The sequence below is a fragment of the Nonomuraea sp. ZG12 genome (assembly GCF_052068115.1).
Lineage (GTDB): Bacteria > Actinomycetota > Actinomycetes > Streptosporangiales > Streptosporangiaceae > Nonomuraea.
Window position 1 is genome coordinate 383,393 of sequence record NZ_JBQHCW010000007.1, and the last position, 15,060, is coordinate 398,452.

General features: G+C 70.8%; 16 protein-coding genes. 2 read left to right on the forward strand and 14 right to left on the reverse strand.

Annotated features, from left to right (window positions below; genetic code table 11):
- Positions 1–73: 73 nt before the first annotated feature.
- The 3 genes from ACTMTF_RS22495 to ACTMTF_RS22505 form a co-directional block, all read right to left on the reverse strand.
- Entirely contained in the window at positions 74–268 is a 195-nt protein-coding gene (locus ACTMTF_RS22495) for a hypothetical protein (protein ID WP_225276852.1), read from the reverse strand.
- A gap of 190 nt (positions 269–458) precedes the next feature.
- On the reverse strand, positions 459–746 hold the full coding sequence (locus tag ACTMTF_RS22500) for an acylphosphatase (RefSeq protein WP_397004931.1): 288 nt from the start codon (positions 744–746) through the stop codon (positions 459–461).
- Positions 747–764: 18 nt separating this feature from the next.
- Positions 765–1,667: a LysR family transcriptional regulator gene (locus tag ACTMTF_RS22505; protein ID WP_441112460.1), complete on the reverse strand. Its 903-nt coding sequence runs from the start codon at positions 1,665–1,667 to the stop codon at positions 765–767.
- Between the two features lie 91 nt (positions 1,668–1,758).
- On the opposite strand from ACTMTF_RS22505, the gene ACTMTF_RS22510 reads away from it, so the two are divergent.
- A complete protein-coding gene (locus ACTMTF_RS22510) occupies positions 1,759–3,009 on the forward strand; it encodes an MFS transporter (RefSeq protein WP_441112461.1) in 1,251 nt (416 codons plus the stop codon).
- On the opposite strand, the gene mutM is transcribed toward ACTMTF_RS22510, so the two are convergent.
- The 8 genes from mutM to ACTMTF_RS22550 form a co-directional block, all read right to left on the reverse strand.
- Positions 2,957–3,802 carry a bifunctional DNA-formamidopyrimidine glycosylase/DNA-(apurinic or apyrimidinic site) lyase gene (gene mutM / locus ACTMTF_RS22515; RefSeq protein ID WP_397004937.1) on the reverse strand — a complete coding sequence of 282 codons (846 nt, stop codon included), beginning with the start codon at positions 3,800–3,802 and terminating at the stop codon, positions 2,957–2,959. The genes ACTMTF_RS22510 and mutM overlap by 53 nt on opposite strands.
- Before the next feature lie 43 nt (positions 3,803–3,845).
- On the reverse strand, positions 3,846–4,565 hold the full coding sequence (gene rnc / locus ACTMTF_RS22520) for a ribonuclease III (protein WP_397005439.1): 720 nt from the start codon (positions 4,563–4,565) through the stop codon (positions 3,846–3,848).
- A gap of 212 nt (positions 4,566–4,777) precedes the next feature.
- The gene (gene rpmF, locus ACTMTF_RS22525) at positions 4,778–4,957 is read right to left on the reverse strand and encodes a 50S ribosomal protein L32 (protein WP_033409409.1); all 180 of its coding nucleotides are present in this window, start codon (positions 4,955–4,957) and stop codon (positions 4,778–4,780) included.
- Between the two features lies 1 nt (position 4,958).
- Complete coding sequence (locus tag ACTMTF_RS22530; RefSeq protein WP_441112462.1) at positions 4,959–5,510, reverse strand: YceD family protein; 552 nt, start codon at positions 5,508–5,510, stop codon at positions 4,959–4,961.
- Between the two features lie 71 nt (positions 5,511–5,581).
- Positions 5,582–6,058 carry a pantetheine-phosphate adenylyltransferase gene (coaD, locus tag ACTMTF_RS22535; RefSeq protein ID WP_397004941.1) on the reverse strand — a complete coding sequence of 159 codons (477 nt, stop codon included), beginning with the start codon at positions 6,056–6,058 and terminating at the stop codon, positions 5,582–5,584.
- Between the two features lie 14 nt (positions 6,059–6,072).
- The gene (rsmD, locus tag ACTMTF_RS22540; protein ID WP_397004943.1) at positions 6,073–6,678 is read right to left on the reverse strand and encodes a 16S rRNA (guanine(966)-N(2))-methyltransferase RsmD; all 606 of its coding nucleotides are present in this window, start codon (positions 6,676–6,678) and stop codon (positions 6,073–6,075) included.
- 325 nt (positions 6,679–7,003) lie between these two features.
- Positions 7,004–9,184: an ATP-dependent DNA helicase RecG gene (gene recG, locus ACTMTF_RS22545; RefSeq protein WP_441112463.1), complete on the reverse strand. Its 2,181-nt coding sequence runs from the start codon at positions 9,182–9,184 to the stop codon at positions 7,004–7,006.
- A 46-nt stretch (positions 9,185–9,230) separates the two neighbouring features.
- The gene (locus ACTMTF_RS22550) at positions 9,231–10,775 is read right to left on the reverse strand and encodes a DAK2 domain-containing protein (protein ID WP_441112464.1); all 1,545 of its coding nucleotides are present in this window, start codon (positions 10,773–10,775) and stop codon (positions 9,231–9,233) included.
- Positions 10,776–10,982: 207 nt separating this feature from the next.
- Here ACTMTF_RS22550 and rpmB point away from each other — a divergent pair, with 207 nt between their 5' ends.
- Positions 10,983–11,168, forward strand: a complete 186-nt coding sequence (rpmB, locus tag ACTMTF_RS22555) for a 50S ribosomal protein L28 (protein WP_049556934.1) — start codon at positions 10,983–10,985, stop codon at positions 11,166–11,168.
- Between the two features lie 111 nt (positions 11,169–11,279).
- Here the strand turns inward: rpmB and thiD are convergent, their stop codons facing one another.
- The 3 genes from thiD to ACTMTF_RS22570 form a co-directional block, all read right to left on the reverse strand.
- The gene (gene thiD / locus ACTMTF_RS22560; protein WP_397004949.1) at positions 11,280–12,083 is read right to left on the reverse strand and encodes a bifunctional hydroxymethylpyrimidine kinase/phosphomethylpyrimidine kinase; all 804 of its coding nucleotides are present in this window, start codon (positions 12,081–12,083) and stop codon (positions 11,280–11,282) included.
- Between the two features lie 8 nt (positions 12,084–12,091).
- On the reverse strand, positions 12,092–13,765 hold the full coding sequence (locus ACTMTF_RS22565) for a hypothetical protein (protein WP_441112465.1): 1,674 nt from the start codon (positions 13,763–13,765) through the stop codon (positions 12,092–12,094).
- Positions 13,766–14,075: 310 nt separating this feature from the next.
- Positions 14,076–15,044, reverse strand: coding sequence for a thiamine-phosphate kinase (locus ACTMTF_RS22570; protein WP_441112466.1), 969 nt, complete (start codon positions 15,042–15,044; stop codon positions 14,076–14,078).
- Between the last annotated feature and the right edge of the window lie 16 nt (positions 15,045–15,060).

The window sequence follows — 15,060 nt, forward strand, 5'->3', positions numbered from 1 at the left end:
ACTTGTTCGAATCAGCACAAATAACAAGGGACGCCTCATCGAGACGTCCCTGGATCTTGCGCTCCGATCACTCTCAGGTGAGTGCCGGCTCGCGCTCCTGCATTCGGCTGAGAGCCTCATCGCGGGTTTGCGCCGCAAGAGCGTCATTGTGGGCCTGAAGTCGGATGAGTTCTGCCTCCAGATCACGGATACGCTGCTGCAACCGGCGCATCTCCGAGACCATTCGAGGATCAGGACCGCCGACGTGGCCGAGTAGAGCCTTCGCCATGGTAAAGGGTCCTCCACGCTGAGTGACCAGACTGGTTCGCGCACTTCTTATTCCGCGGGAGGGGTGCGCGTGGTACCTAACAAGAGTCGCACCGGCAGTGTGGGCGGTCAAGTCGAGCAACCGCTGATGCCCCACACCAGGCACTCCCGACATACAACTATACCCTATTTGAGGCGTTTATCGAAAGCGGCTACCGTTCGACAAAACCGCCCAAACTACCTCGGGGTTCGCTCCAACGTTCCACTACTCCATCGACTTTCCCCGGCGTGTCGCAACCTCTCAGCAGGTCAAGCAGCTTGACGCACGCCTGCCTGGGGCCCTCCGCGACCACCTCCACCCGGCCGTCCTCGGTGTTCCTGGCCCATCCTGCCAGGCCGAGCTCCAGCGCCCGTGCCCTGGTCCACCATCGGAAGCCCACCCCCTGGACGTGGCCCCGCACCCAGGCCGTCATCCGGATGTCCTCGCTGTCCTGCGGCATTCGATCTCCCGCTCGGTCTCACGCCACCAGGGCGGCCGTCCCCACCGCGTGTCCGGCCGCCGCCTCGTCGAACGCCCGGATCGCCGCCGTCTCCGCCGACTTCACCCAGGCCAGACCGAGGATAGACGGAGGCAGCCCCGCGACGGGGACGAAGCTGACGTCAGGACGGGTGTGATGAGCCGCCGTGGGAGTGCAGAACAGCATGCCGCCCCGGCCGAGCGCCACCTGGGTCAGGCCCTCCTGACTGGTGGCGACCCTGCCCGCCAGGGGAATGGGACGACCGGAAGGCGTGACGGAGGGTGTGACCCGTTCCCGCCAAGCGAGCGGCGCCGGACCCTCCAGGCCGATCAGCGGCAGGGACGCCAACTCCTCGGCGCCGATGCCCGCCCGGCCGGCCAGCGGGTGCCGGGTGGAGACGCCGAGCTGGTAGGCGACCCGGTTCAGCCCACCACCCGTCACCAGGTCGGGCTCGTCCACCGGCAGCAGGGTGAACGCGACGTCCACGTGCCCCGCCCGCAGCTTGCCGAACGGGTCGGAGAGCGGGATCTCCACCAACTCGACCGCGCACTCCGGATGGCGGCTCTCGAAGGCCCGTACGCTGCCCGTGACGACGTCCGTGGGCGTGGACAGGAAACCGACCCTGATCACCCCCGTCACGTCGCGGGCGGCGGCCTTCGCCCGGCTCACCGCGCTCGCCAGCCCGTCGAGGGAGGGCCGCAGGTCAGCCAGGAAACGCTCGCCGAGCGGGGTGAGACGCACCTGCCTGCTGCTCCGCTGGAAGAGCCGGCCGCCGATCCTGGTCTCCAGCGAGCGGATGAGCTGGCTCACCCGGCCGGGCGACAGATAGAGGCGCTCTGCCGTACGCGCGAAGTGAAGTTCCTCACTGAGGATGACGAAGCACTCCAGCTCCCTGAACTCCATCGGCGCCTCCGGTCGATCGCTTAGCCTGCCTAAACCAAGCCTTCGCGCTTCGTCGTTGTTCCCGGCGGCGGAAGTCAGAAGGCTGAGGCGCATGACCACCTCTGACGTTCTGACCGGCGCGCGGGCGCGCTGGCTCGCCGTGACCTCGGTCGCGGCGGGCACCTTCACCATCGTGACCAGCGAGATGCTGCCCGTCGGGCTGCTGACCTCGATCGCGTCCACCCTGGAGGTGTCCGACGGCACGGCCGGGCTGATGATGTCGGCTCCCGGCCTGGTGGCCGCCGTCTCCGCGCCCGTGCTGGCGGTCACCACCCGCCGGCTCGACCGGCGCGTCACGCTGCTCGCGCTGATGGCGTTGCTGGCGGTGGCCAACCTGGCGGGCGCGCTCGCCCCGAACTACGCCGTCATGCTGATCGCCCGGCTGCTGACCGGGGTGAGCATCGGCGGGTTCTGGGCCATCGCGGCCGGCCTGGGCGTGCGGTTGGTGCCCGCACGGTCGGTCGGCCGGGCGACCTCGATCATCTTGGCCGGGGTGTCCGTGGCGTCGGTGCTGGGGGTGCCCGCGGCGACGTTCCTCTCGTCGTTCGCGGGGTGGCGCACCGCGTTCGCCGCCATGGGCCTGGCAGCCCTGGCCCTGCTCGCGCTCCTGTTCGCGACGCTCCCAGCGCTACCGGGCGAACCTCCCGCCCACACGCCCGAGCCGCCCGCCCGCACCTCCGAGCGGCTTCTCCCGGCGTCCGGGCCGCTGCAGGACCGTACAGACGCTCAGACGCCGGACGGGCGTCTGGCGTGGCTCTCGCGTCCCCTCAAGGTCATCCTCGTCCTCACCGTGCTGATGGTGTCCGGCCACTTCGCGGCCTACACCTACCTCCGGCCGTTCATGGAGCAGGTCTCGCACGCGGGTCCCGCCCTCATCACCACCGCCCTTCTCCTGTACGGCGCGGCAGGCGTGGTGGGCAACTTCGCCGCGGGCGCACGAGCGGCCAGGAGCCCCCGGGCGGTACTGATCACCCTGGCCGCCCTCATGGCCTTGTCCATGGCGGCACTGCCGATGACCGGCGTGTCCCCCATGGGCCTGGCCCTGCTGGTGATCTGGGGGCTCGGTTACGGCGGTGTCGGAGTCTCGCTGCAGCTGTGGATCATGCGGTCGGGTGGCGGCGAGATGGGCACGGCACTGTTCGTGAGCGCGTTCAACGTCTCCATCGCACTCGGCGCGTTCGCCGGCGGCCGGGTCGTGGACGGTGTGTCGACCTCTGCGGTGATGTGGCTGGGAGCGGCTCTCGCCGTGGTCAGCGGGATCGTCGCTGGCATCTGGGGCAGAAGTAGGACGACCGGTTCATGAACGCCTCACGCCTGATCGGGGCGCCGCACCGGGAGCAGGGCAGGTCGCGGCGGCCGTACGCCTCAAGGGAGCGGTCGAAGTAGCCGCTCTCGCCGTTGACGTTCACGTACAGGCTGTCGAAGGAGGTGCCGCCCTGCTGGAGGGCGGCACCCATGACGGCGCGCACGGCGGCGAGCAGCTCGGCGATCTTCCGGGTGGTGAGCGTCTGGGTCGGGCGGGACCAGTGGAGGCGCGCGATCCACAACGCCTCGTCGGCGTAGATGTTGCCGACGCCGCTGATCAGCGACTGGTCGAGCAGCGCCCGCTTGATCTCGGTGCGCTTGGCCCTGAGCCTGCGGGTGAACTCGGCCTCGTCGAACGCTTCCTCGAACGGGTCGGGGGCGATGTGCGAGATCGGCTCCGGCACGCCGCCGGTCAGGGCGGTGAGCATGACGTGACCGAAGGTGCGCTGGTCCACGAAGCGCAGGTCCGGGCCGCCGTCCTCGAACCGGAGGCGGACCCGTAGATGCTTCTCCAGCGGCGAGTCCTGGTCCACGACCAGCAGCTGACCGCTCATCCCCAGGTGGGCCAGAAGAGCCTCTTCGGCCCCCGAAAGCGGGAGCCACAGGTATTTGCCACGGCGCTCGGCGGACAGCACCGTGCGGCCCTTGAGCCGCGCGGTGAACTCGTCGGCGCCCGGCACGTGACGCCTGATGGCGCGCGGGTGCAGCACCTCGGCGGAGGCGATCTCACGGCCGATGACCCACTGCGCGAGACCACGCCGGACAACCTCGACTTCCGGCAATTCAGGCAAACCAAGACCTCACTTCGGACGCCGCCCGCCAGTCCTTCGTCGCTCAGCCCGTCGGCTGGCTCTCGCGCTCCTCGCGGCGGGCCCTGATGCGCGTCCACGCCGCCTCGGCCGCCTGCTGCTCGGCCTCCTTCTTGCTGCGCCCTGTCCCGTCGCCGTAGGACTCGCCGCCCACCCGCACCACGGCCGTGAAGGACTTGGCGTGGTCGGGGCCGCTCTCCTCGACGTGGTATTCAGGCACGCCGAGCGCCTCGGAGGCGGTCAGCTCCTGCAGCGAGGTCTTCCAGTCGAGCCCGGCACCCAGTGAGGCCGAGCGGACGATCAGCGGGTCGAACAGCACGTGGACGACCCGGAACGCCTCGTCGAGGCCCTTGTCGACATAGACGGCGCCGATCAGCGCCTCCAGCGTGTCGGCCAGGATCGAGGACTTGTCGCGCCCGCCCGTGCCCTCCTCGCCCCTGCCGAGCCGCATGAACCGGCCCAGGCCCAGCTCGCGCGCCACGTCGGCGAGGGCGCGCATGTTGACCACCGCGGCCCGCAGTTTGGCGAGCTGCCCTTCGGGCAGGTCGGGGTGGTTGCGGTAGAGGGTGTCGGTGACCACCAGGCCCAGCACCGAGTCGCCGAGGAACTCCAGGCGCTCGTTGGTGGGCAGGCCGCCGTTCTCATAGGCGTAGGAGCGGTGCGTCAGCGCCCGCTCCAGGATGTCGGGGTCGAGCACGACCCCCAGCACTCGCTCAAGCTCGTCTCTGGCGACCTCGACGGCCACTGGCTTAGGACCTGCGCCCACGTCTTTCCTCCTCAGACATCTTCACCTGACGTGACGGCTGCGGAAGATGCCCGAAAACGTGGTGGGCGTCGGGGGAACATAGCCCCGGCGTCCACCACGGCCGCGGGCGAGACCGCCACCGCACGCACCTGAAACGGTAACGCCGACCGGGGCACAATGGCACCCGGTCGGCATCACGTCAACTCGCGAGATCAGGCGGACGGCTCGATGACCTGACGACGGTTGTAGGTGCCGCAGGTGGGGCACGCGATGTGCGGCTGCTTAGGCGAACGGCACTGCGGGCAGCTCACCAGGGCGACAGCAGTCGTCTTCCACTGGGAGCGACGGGCGCGGGTGTTGCTCCGCGACATCTTTCGCTTCGGGACGGCCACGTCACTTCTCCTGATCGTTATCGTTCTCGGTAACCAGACCTTGCAACGACGCCCATCGGGCGTCGATATTCTCGTGCCGGTGATCTTCGCCGGCCTCGGCCAGCTTGATCCCGCACTCCGTGCAGAGCCCGGGGCAGTCGTCGCCGCACACAGGGCTCAACGGCAGTGCGAGCACCACCGCGTCGCGGAATGTCGGCTCGAGGTCGAGCAGATCTCCGTCGAGCAGTGAATCATCCTCCGAGGCGTCCTCGTCGGTGTAGAAGAACAGCTCCTGCAGGTTGACCTCGATATCGGAGGTCAACGGGTCAAGGCACCGCGCGCACTCCCCGGTGAGCGGGGCCTGCGCCGTGCCCGAGACGAGCACGCCTTCCATCACTGCTTCGAGCCGAAGGTCCAGCTCGACTTCGGCATCCTTGGGGACACCGATCATGTCGACGCCGAGATCCGCCGGTGCCGGGAGGGACAGGGTGATCTCTCGCATTGTGCCCGGCCGCTTTCCCAGGTCGTGAGTGGAGATCACCCAAGGGGAGCGGAGGTTGAGGTGCTGAGTCATCCTGCTCTCGCTAGGCATGGCGAGTTAGTCGCCGTCGTACAAGGCCGAAATGAAAGGATACCAGGTCGTCGTCAGCCCCTGAGCCGCTCGATGAGCAGCGTGTGCACCAGGTCAGGGACGAGACCCGACACGTCCCCACCATAACGGGCGATCTCCTTCACCCGACTGGAGGACAGGAACGAGTACTCGGGGTTGGTCGGCATGAACAGCGTCTCCACGCCGGACAGCCGGTAGTTGAGCTGCGCCATCTGCAGCTCGTAGTCGAAGTCGCTGACGACCCTGATCCCCTTGACGATCGCCGGGATCTCGTTCTGCTTGCAGAAGTCGACCAGCAGGCCGTGAAACTTCCTGACCTTGACGTTCGCATACTCCTTGGTCACGGTCTGGAGCATCTCGATCCGCTCGTCGACGGTGAAAAGGCTACTTTTCTCGACATTGATGAGTACGGCCACCGTCACCTCGTCGTACAACCGGGCGGCCCGGCCGATGATGTCGAGATGACCGTTGGTGATGGGGTCGAACGACCCCGGGCAGACAACGCGCCGCAAAACGCCTCCCAGGTCTACGAGCGGTCCACGGATACTCCGGCCGCGCGACCGTACCAAACGGACGCTTCGCCATATCTGCGGACCCTCTCCTCAACATAACCTTCAGGCCATATCAGCGGCTTTCCCCTGCTTTCCCTCTCGAAAGCCACCAAAGCACCATCAACTAGCCAGCCGCCGTCCCGCAACCGCGCCAGCACTCCGGCCACCTCGTCGTCGGAGACGGCGTACGGCGGATCGGCGAACACGATGTCGAACGCCTCCATCGGCGGCCCGTCCCCCGGCCGGCCCGCCGGGCCCCTGCTCAGGAAGCGCTCCACCTTGTCGGCCACCACCTCGGCCTCGCCCAGGTCCAGCGCCCTGACGTTCGTCCTGATCGTCCGCACGGCCTTCGCGTCGGACTCGACCATCACGGCGCACGCCGCCCCCCGCGACAGCGCCTCCAGCCCGACCGCCCCCGAACCCGCGTACAGGTCCAGCACCCGAGCCCCCCGGAGCCCGTACAGGGAGTCGAGCGTCAAGAAGATCCCTTCTCGCGCCCTGTCACTGGTCGGCCTGGTCCCGCGCCCCGGCGGCACCTCCAGCCGTCGCCCACCTGCGCTCCCCGCGATGATCCGAGTCATGTCGGCCATTGTTCCGCATAACGACGCAGGTCAAGAGTGGACAAGTGTCGGCCTCGACTGCGCAAGGGTGATTCACATTGCCCGGCCGAGTCAGCAAGATGAGGTCTGCGGCCTTCGAGGTGACCCAGATGAAGGCCGACCGGCGTGATCGTGAGCCCTTCCGCACGCCGGTTCCCTCGGCACCTGACCCGAGGGTGGGCCCAGCCGGGGACGGCATTCGGGGGGAGGCCGTCCCCGCGGCTGGGCCCTTCACAAGATTCCCGGCCCACCGCGACCAGCACCCCGCCGCCTCGGCCGGGGCGGGCTTCGCGCATGATCGGCCGGGTCAGGTCTTTTCGAGGTATTCGGCTCGCTCGTCCTCCAGCAGCCGGCCGATCTCCGCGCGGAGCGCCTCATGGGAGGTCAGCGCCGGGTCGTCGGCCAGGAGGGCCGCGGCCTCGTCGCGGGCGGTGGCGATGACCTCCTCGTCGCGCAGGAGCTGCAGCATCTTGAGCGACGACCGCTTGCCCGACTGGGCCGCCCCCAGCACGTCACCCTCGCGACGCTGCTCCAGGTCCACCCTCGACAGCTCGAACCCGTCCAGCGTGGCGGCCACCGCGTCGAGGCGGGCCCGCGCCGGGGTGCCCGCGGGGAAGTCGGAGACCAGCAGGCACAGGCCCGGCAGCCCGCCTCGGCCGACCCGGCCGCGGAGCTGGTGAAGCTGGGAGACGCCGAAGCGGTCGGCGTCCATGATGATCATCACGGAGGCGTTGGGGACGTCGACGCCCACCTCGATGACGGTGGTGGCGACCATGATGTCCAGCTCGCCCCGGGTGAAGGAGCGCATCACGGCGTCCTTCTCCTCCGGCGGCAGCTTGCCGTGCAGGACTCCCAGGCGCAGATCCTGGAAGGGCCCCTCGGACAGCAGCTCCGCCACGTCGAGGACGGCGAGCGGCGGACGGCGGTCCTCCTCGCCGGAGCCGGAGGCGGCCAGATCTCCCTCGTCGCCCTCCAGGTCGCCGATGCGGGGACAGACGATGTACGCCTGCCGGCCCAGAGCGACCTCCTCCCGGACCCGCTCCCAGGTGCGCTCCAGGAAGTGTGGCTTCTCGGCGGCCGGGACGACGTGGGTGGTGATGGGCGCGCGCCCCGAGGGGAGCTGCGAGAGCGTGGAGACCTCCAGGTCGCCGAAGACCGTCATGGCGACCGTGCGCGGGATCGGCGTGGCGGTCATGACCAGGACGTGCGGCCGGGTCTCGCCGGCCTTCTCGCGCAGGGCGTCACGCTGCTCCACCCCGAAGCGGTGCTGCTCGTCCACGACCACGAGCCCCAGGTCGGCGAACTGGACGTGCTCCTGGAGCAGGGCGTGCGTGCCGACGACGATGCCGGCCGTCCCGGAGGCGGCGTCGAGCAGGGCGGAGCGCCGGGCGGCGGCGCCCATGGAGCCGGTGAGCAGGGTGACCGCGGTGCCGCCGAACATGCCTCCCTGGGCGAGGTCGCCCAGCATGCCGGTGATCGAGCGGTGGTGCTGCTGGGCGAGCACCTCGGTGGGGGCGAGCAGGACGGCCTGCCCGCCCGCGTCGACCACCTGGAGCATGGCGCGCAGCGCGACCACGGTCTTGCCCGCACCGACCTCGCCCTGCAGCAGCCGGTGCATCGGATGCTCCAGCGCCAGGTCTGCGGCGATCTCCACGCCCACCTCGGCCTGGCCCTCGGTGAGCTGGAACGGCAGCCGGGCCTCGAAGTCGGCCAGCAGCCCGTCGCCCCTGAGCGGGCGCGGCTTGGCGGGCCAGGCCGTCGCCGCCTGCCTACGCCGCAGCAGCACGGCCTGCAGCACGAAGGCCTCGTCGAACTTCAGCCGCTTGCGGGCCCGCTGGACGTCGCCGAAGTCCTTCGGCCGGTGGATGGCCACCAGGGCGTCGCCCAGCTCGGGGAGGCCGTGGCGGGAGCGCAGCTCGGCGGGCAGCGAGTCGTCGAGCGTGCCGAGCGTGTCGAGCACGACGCCGACGGCCCGCCGGATCGCCCACGGCGTGAGGTCCTTGCCCGCCGGATAGATGGGCACCGGAGCCGCCGCGAACTCCTCGACGGCGGCCCCGCTCTCCTCGAACAGCTCGAACTCGGGGTGCGAGAGCTGCCAGCGCGGGCTGGTGCGCGAGCCGAACAGCCCCACCTTGCCGGCGAACATGCCGCGCCGGCCGGGCTTGAGCCGCGACTCGGCCACATGGGAGCCCTTGCCGAAGAACGACAGGTAGATCTTGTTGCCGTTGCCGTCGACGACCTCGACCTCCAGCCAGGTGCCGCCGCGATTGCGCATGGGCTTGCGCATCAGCCGGGTCACCTCGCCCACCACCGTGACATGCTCGTCGACCTCCAGCGCGTCGAGCGAGGTCAGCTCGCCGCGCTCGGCGTAGCGCCGGGGATAGTGGCGCAACAGGTCGCCGACCGTCTCCAGGCCGAGCACACTGTGCAGCAGCTTGGCGGTCTTCGGGTCGAGCGCCTTCGTCAGGGGCTCGTCGAAACGGCTCACGGCTCTATGTTCTACCGCCTCCGACCGACAGGAACGACAGGCCGCGCTACTCGACGCCGATGAGCAGGGGGTAGCCGCCCTGCTCGCCCTCGTAGACGACCAGGTCCACGTCGGGCCGGGTGCGCCCGAGATGCTCCTCGACGCCGGCGGCCAGCCCCGAGGGGGCGAGTGCGCCCGTCACCAGGGTCACCAGCTCGCCGCCACCCGCCACCATCCGGTCCACGACCAGCGTGGCGACGTCGTCGAGGGTCGCGCCGATCACCGCCACGTCCCCGTCGATCAGCCCGAGCACGTCGCCGGGCGCGCACAGCCCGGCGCTCGTGACGCCGTGCCGGTCGGCCACGACCAGGTGGCCGTGGCGGGTGTGACCGGCCGCGTCGGTCATCGCCACCATGTCGTCGTCGAAGCGCCGCAACGGATCGTGTACGGCCAGCGCGGCCAGGCCCTGCACCGTGGCCTTGGTGGGCAGCACGCTCACCACGACCCCGTCCTCGCGGGCGATCTCCGCCGCGGCGGCGGCCACGGCCCCGGACCTGTCGTCGTTCGGCAGCACGGCCACCTCGTTGCCGGCCTGCCTGATGGCGGCGAGCATGACGGCCAGGGCCGGCCGGCCGCCGGGATCTCGCCGTACGACCACCGCGCCGCACTCCTCGAACAGCGCCGCGATCCCCGCGCCCGCGGCGACGGCCACCACTCCCCTGCCGGCGTCGGCGCGGCGCGGCCGCTCGGCCAGGTAGGTGATCCTGATCCGGTACGGCCGGCCCACCCGCAGCGCGGCCTCGACGGCCGGGCCGGCCTCGGCCACGTGCACATGCACGTTCCACAGTCCCTCGCCGCCGACCACCACCAGCGAGTCGCCCATCGCGTCGAGCTCCGCGCGCAGCGTGTCCACCGCCCGGTCGTCGGCGTCGAGCAGGTACATCACCTCGTAGCCCGCGCCCACCTCGGTCATCGGCGAGACCCGTGCGGTCGGCGCGGGCACGTCGTAGCGCTCGCGGTGGGCGCCGGTGATCACCGCGGCGAGCGACTCCAGCAGGATCGCCAGCCCGGCGCCGCCCGCGTCCACGACGCCGCTGCGGGCCAGCACGTCGAGCTGCCCGGGGGTGCGCCGCAGCGCCGCGCGGGCCTCCTCGGCGGCCCGCCGCGCCACCTCGGCCAGCCCGCCCTCACCGCTCTGTACGGCTCCGGCGACGGCCGCCAGGACGCTCAGCACGGTGCCCTCGACCGGCCTGGCGACGCACTGCCTGGCCAGGGCCGCGGCTCTGGCCAGACCGGCTCGCAGGTCGGAGCCGTCCTTGAGCACCTCGGCCAGCCCGCGCAGCGCCTGGCTGACGATCACACCGGAGTTGCCGCGCGCGCCGACCAGCGCGCCGTAGGACAGCGTCTGCCACACGACCGCCGCGTCCACGTCGTCGGGCAGTGATTCGACGGCCTCGGCGGCGGAGAGCATCGTGAGGTAGAGGTTGGTGCCGGTGTCGCCGTCGGCGACCGGGAACACGTTGAGCGCGTCGATGTCGGCCCTGGCGCGGCCCAGCGCGTCGGCGGCCAGACGCGCCCAGCGCCGCACCGCGGGCGGGTCGAGAACCTCCATGTGCGCGCTCCGACCTCTCCGCATGCGCTACCGTTAGGCGAGGAGAATATCGTCGTGCCGGGCCGAGTCCAGTGCCTGGCGTGATCGGGTTCGCGTCCAGTGGTGCGGATCGGATATTCTCGTCTGGCTAGCCGGTCGTCCCGGCATGCCCTCCGCCCGACAACATCAGCGGACAGGGCTCTATCGACTGTTTTAAGGAGCGATACCGTGGCTTCCGTCTGCGATGTCTGCCGCAAGGGGCCGACCTTCGGCAACAACGTGTCCCACTCTCACCGCCGCACCCGCCGTCGTTGGAACCCCAACATCCAGACGGTGCGCGCTGTCATCGGCGGCACGCCGAAGAAGCTCAACGTGTGCACCTCGTGCATCAAGGCGGGCAAGGTCACCCGCTAGTTCCTGACTTTCGCGAAAGCCCGCCGCTCACCTGGAGCGGCGGGCTTTCGTCATGCCTGCCGCCAGTCGTCTCAGGTCATGTCAGCGCCAGTCAGGTCAGCGCCAGTCAAGTCAGCGCCAGCGCCAGGCGTGGTCCACCGGGCCGATGCCGGCGCCCAGCGGGAAGCCGCGCCCGATGGCGCCCGTGACGTACTCCTTGGCCCTGCCGACGGCTCCCGGCACGTCCTCGCCGAGCGCGAGGTAGGAGGCGATGGCCGAGGCCAGGGTGCAGCCGGTGCCGTGGGTGTGGCGGTTGTCGAGGCGTCCGGCGCGGAAGACGTACTCCTGGACGCCGTCCGTGAGCAGGTCGACGGGCTCGCCCGGCAGGTGGCCGCCCTTGATCAGCGCCCAGGCGGGGCCGAGCTCCAGGACGGCGTCGGCGGCGCGGCGCAGGTCCCGCTCGTCCTCGACCTTGACCGAGGTGAGCTGCTCCACCTCCCACAGGTTGGGGGTGACGACGGTGGCGACCGGCAGCAGCCGCGTCCTGAGCGTCTCCACGGCCTCGGGCGCGAGCAGGGAGTCGCCGTGCTTGGACACGCCGACGGGGTCCACCACGACGGGGGCGGGGTAGGCGGCGAGCGACTCGGCCACGATCTCCACCAGTGCCGGCGACGCCAGCATGCCCGTCTTGACGGCCTGTGCGCCGATGTCGCCGAGCACCGAGCCGAGCTGGGCCCGCACAGCCTCCGGCGGCAGCTCCCAGTAGCCCTGGACGCCGACGGAGTTCTGGGCGGTGACCGCGGCGATCACGCTCATGCCGTGCACGCCCAGGGCCAGCATGGTCTTCAGATCGGCCTGGATGCCCGCGCCGCCGCCGGAGTCGGATCCGGCGACGGTCAGCACGCGTGGGGGAGTCGAAACCGTCATATCCCCCATCCAACCATTCAACTAACGGCGCAGTCCCCTCCGACCAGCCCGCAGTTCGTCGGCCGGCCCGCCCTTCCGGTGGCCGCGATGGAGATCTCCGTGGACTCGCCCACGGCGATCGGGGTGGACAGGTCCACGATCAGCAGATCGCCGTCCTGCGTCCAGGTCGCGCCCTCCACGCTGAGGATCCTCCCGCGTACGGGCACCGACAGCGTGAAGGTGTTCAGCGTCCGGTCGGACGCGTTGGTGACGTCCATGGTGGCCGTGTAGGTCGCCAGGCGCTGGTTGGTCACGTTGAAGTCGACGTTCACCGAGCTGCCGGAGGAGACGCCCTGGAAGGTCTCCGTGGCTGTCGCGGTGGGCAGCGGGACATCGCCGTTGTCGGGCCTGGTCCCGCCGTCCGGGTTCAGGGAGACCTCCGAGGTGGGGGTCGTCTCGGGTGCGGGCTCCTCCTCCGTGACGTTCTCGATCGGCTCGTCGACCGGCTCCTGCGCCTGCTTGGTCTTCGTCCTGGTGGGCTTCGGCTTGGGCGTGGAGCTGGTGGTACGGCGCGGCTCCCGCGCGCTGTACGTGGCGGTCGGCTTCGGGCTCCTGGCCGGCTCGCTCTCCTCGTCCTCGACCGGCTCGTCCACCGGCTCCTCGTCCTCGACCGGCTCGTCGGCGGGTGGTTCGGAGAGCGCCGGTGCCGGCTGGTTGCTCGACTGGACGGCGGCGCAGGTGCCGCCGGGACAGTCGGCCGCCCCGCCGCCGCTCATCATCTTGACGCCCGCCACGGTGCCGCCCAGCACGACGACCACGGCGGCCACGGAGAGCAGGGCCATCCGGCCCCGGCCGCCGCCACCGGAGGAGACGTCGAGCGAGTCGGGGTCCTTCGGCGGCCCACGCCGGCCACGCCTGCGGCGCGGCTCCGGGTCGCCCTTCATCCCATCGGACGCCTCATCGGACGGCAGGAAGCCGTTGTCCGCGTCGGCCCAGGCCGGGGCGGGCATGCTCACCATGGTCGGCTCGCCGTACACCTTGATGTCCCCCGGCTCGGGCGGACCGTCGTGACCAGGCGCATCGAACCGGCCCGTGGCCTCGTGCCCGAGCGGGTCGAACCGGCCCGTGGCCTCGTTTCCGGGCGAGTCGAACCTGGCCGTGCCGTCGTTGCCAGGTGGGTCGAACCGACCCGTGCCGTCGTGGCCGAGCGGGTCGAACCGGCCCGTGCTCTCGGCCGCGAGCGCGTCGTAGGCGCCCGTGCTCTCCCCCGGACGCTGGTCGAACGCGGGGCGCTCGTACGCCGCCGTACGGTCCGACGAGGCGTCGAAGGGGTGACGACCGTCCGCCGCGCGCGGGTCGAACGGGCCCGGCCGGTCCATCGGGCGCGGATCGAAGACGTCAGCGCCCTGGTCGAACGGGCGAGGCTGCTGGTCGAACGGACCCGGCCGCTGGTCGAAGGGACCTGGCTGCTGCCCGGAGGGGCGCTGGTCGAACGGGCCGTCCTGGGGCAGTGCCCCGAGCGTCTGAGTGGCGTCGGGAGCGTCGTCCCAGGAGGCCGGGCGGACGAAGGCGCCCGTGGTCTCGAAGGGCTGCTCCGGCGCCGGGAAGGCCCTGTCGGGCCCCTGCGGGGGCGGCGCGGCGAAGGCGCCGGTCGTCTCGAACGGGTCGCGCTGCTGAGCCGGGGCGTCCGCGGCCGGAGCCCCCTTGGGCATGGGTGCCCACTGACCGGTCACTTCGACCTGGTCAGGCGGCGAAGGCCAGCCAGGCGCCTCGGCCCGCTGCTCGTCCGATGGTCCCCAGAACGAGTCGGCCTGCTGCTCCTGCGGCCCCCAAAAGGCGCTGGTGTCCCCCTCTTCACGCGCGTCTTCGGATCCACCTGTGCCGTGGCGGCCCATGGCTGCCCTTTCTTGCCGGTTACAGTTGGCCGCCAATCTTCATAACACCTTTACTACGCCTTTGTCTCATCAATCCCGGTAGTCACCCTTCAAAACGGGAAAAGATAACCCAAATCGGGACAGGTGCTTACCGAAAGTGATCCCAGCCGCCCGGCCCCGCCGCACGCCCCTCGACGCGGACCCCCTCGCCCGCCACGACTCGCCCCACGACCAGCCACGACGGCGGAAGACGCACCTCCGCGGGGAAGACCGCGGCGAGCGCGTGGTCCTCGCCACCGGTCAGGATCCAGTCGAGGGGATCGACTCCCAGCTCCTTGCCCGCCGCCGCCACCGGCTCGCCCACCTCCAGCGCCCGGGGGTCCAGCTCGATCCGCACGCCACTGGCCGTCGCGACGTGCCCGAGGTCCTGCAGCAGCCCGTCGCTCACGTCCAGCATCGCCACGGCTCCCAGCCGCGCGGCCTCGGGCCCGCATGCGTACGGCGGGCAGGGCTGCCGGTGCCCGGCCACGGCCCGCGCCAGCTCGCCGGAGGCCACCGGCACGCCCGCCTCCAGCAGGGCCTGCCCGGCGGCGGAGTAGCCCAGCCGCCCGGCGACCGCCACCACCTGCCCCGGCCGCGCCCCTGAGCGCGTCACAGGCGCCCGACCGCCCAGGTCGCCCAGCGCGGTGACCCCGATGACCACCAGCTCGCTGCGGGTGATGTCACCGCCCGCCACACTCGCCCCCACCACCGCGCACTCGTCGCCGAACCCGTCGGTCAGCGCGTCCAGCCAGGCCAGCGGAAGATCCGCGGGAATCCCCAGCCCGACCACGATGGAGGTGGGAACCGCGCCCATGGCGGCGATGTCCGCGAGGTTCTGGGCCGCGGCTTTACGACCCACGTCGTAGCCGCTGGACCAATCGCGGCGAAAGTGCCTACCCTCAAGCAACAGATCCGTCGACACCACGACGCGCCCATCAGGGGCGCTGACCATCGCGGCGTCGTCACCCGGCCCGAGCAGCACGGCCTCGCCCTGTGGCAGACGTCCGGAAATACGAGCAACTACACCGAACTCGCCGAGATCTCCGACTGTGATGACACACCTCCTGACGCACACAGGGTACGGTGGCCCT

Excerpts from the sequence above, each read along its gene's own strand:
- rsmD (WP_397004943.1), bottom strand. The coding sequence starts at position 6,678 with ATGACTCGGATCATCGCGGGGAGCGCAGGTGGGCGACGGCTGGAGGTG.
- ACTMTF_RS22510 (WP_441112461.1), top strand. The coding sequence starts at position 1,759 with ATGACCACCTCTGACGTTCTGACCGGCGCGCGGGCGCGCTGGCTCGCC.
- ACTMTF_RS22495 (WP_225276852.1), bottom strand. The coding sequence starts at position 268 with ATGGCGAAGGCTCTACTCGGCCACGTCGGCGGTCCTGATCCTCGAATG.
- ACTMTF_RS22530 (WP_441112462.1), bottom strand. The coding sequence starts at position 5,510 with ATGACTCAGCACCTCAACCTCCGCTCCCCTTGGGTGATCTCCACTCAC.
- ACTMTF_RS22565 (WP_441112465.1), bottom strand. The coding sequence starts at position 13,765 with ATGCCCAAGGGGGCTCCGGCCGCGGACGCCCCGGCTCAGCAGCGCGAC.
- ACTMTF_RS22505 (WP_441112460.1), bottom strand. The coding sequence starts at position 1,667 with ATGGAGTTCAGGGAGCTGGAGTGCTTCGTCATCCTCAGTGAGGAACTT.
- thiD (WP_397004949.1), bottom strand. The coding sequence starts at position 12,083 with ATGGGGGATATGACGGTTTCGACTCCCCCACGCGTGCTGACCGTCGCC.
- ACTMTF_RS22500 (WP_397004931.1), bottom strand. The coding sequence starts at position 746 with ATGCCGCAGGACAGCGAGGACATCCGGATGACGGCCTGGGTGCGGGGC.
- ACTMTF_RS22550 (WP_441112464.1), bottom strand. The coding sequence starts at position 10,775 with ATGGAGGTTCTCGACCCGCCCGCGGTGCGGCGCTGGGCGCGTCTGGCC.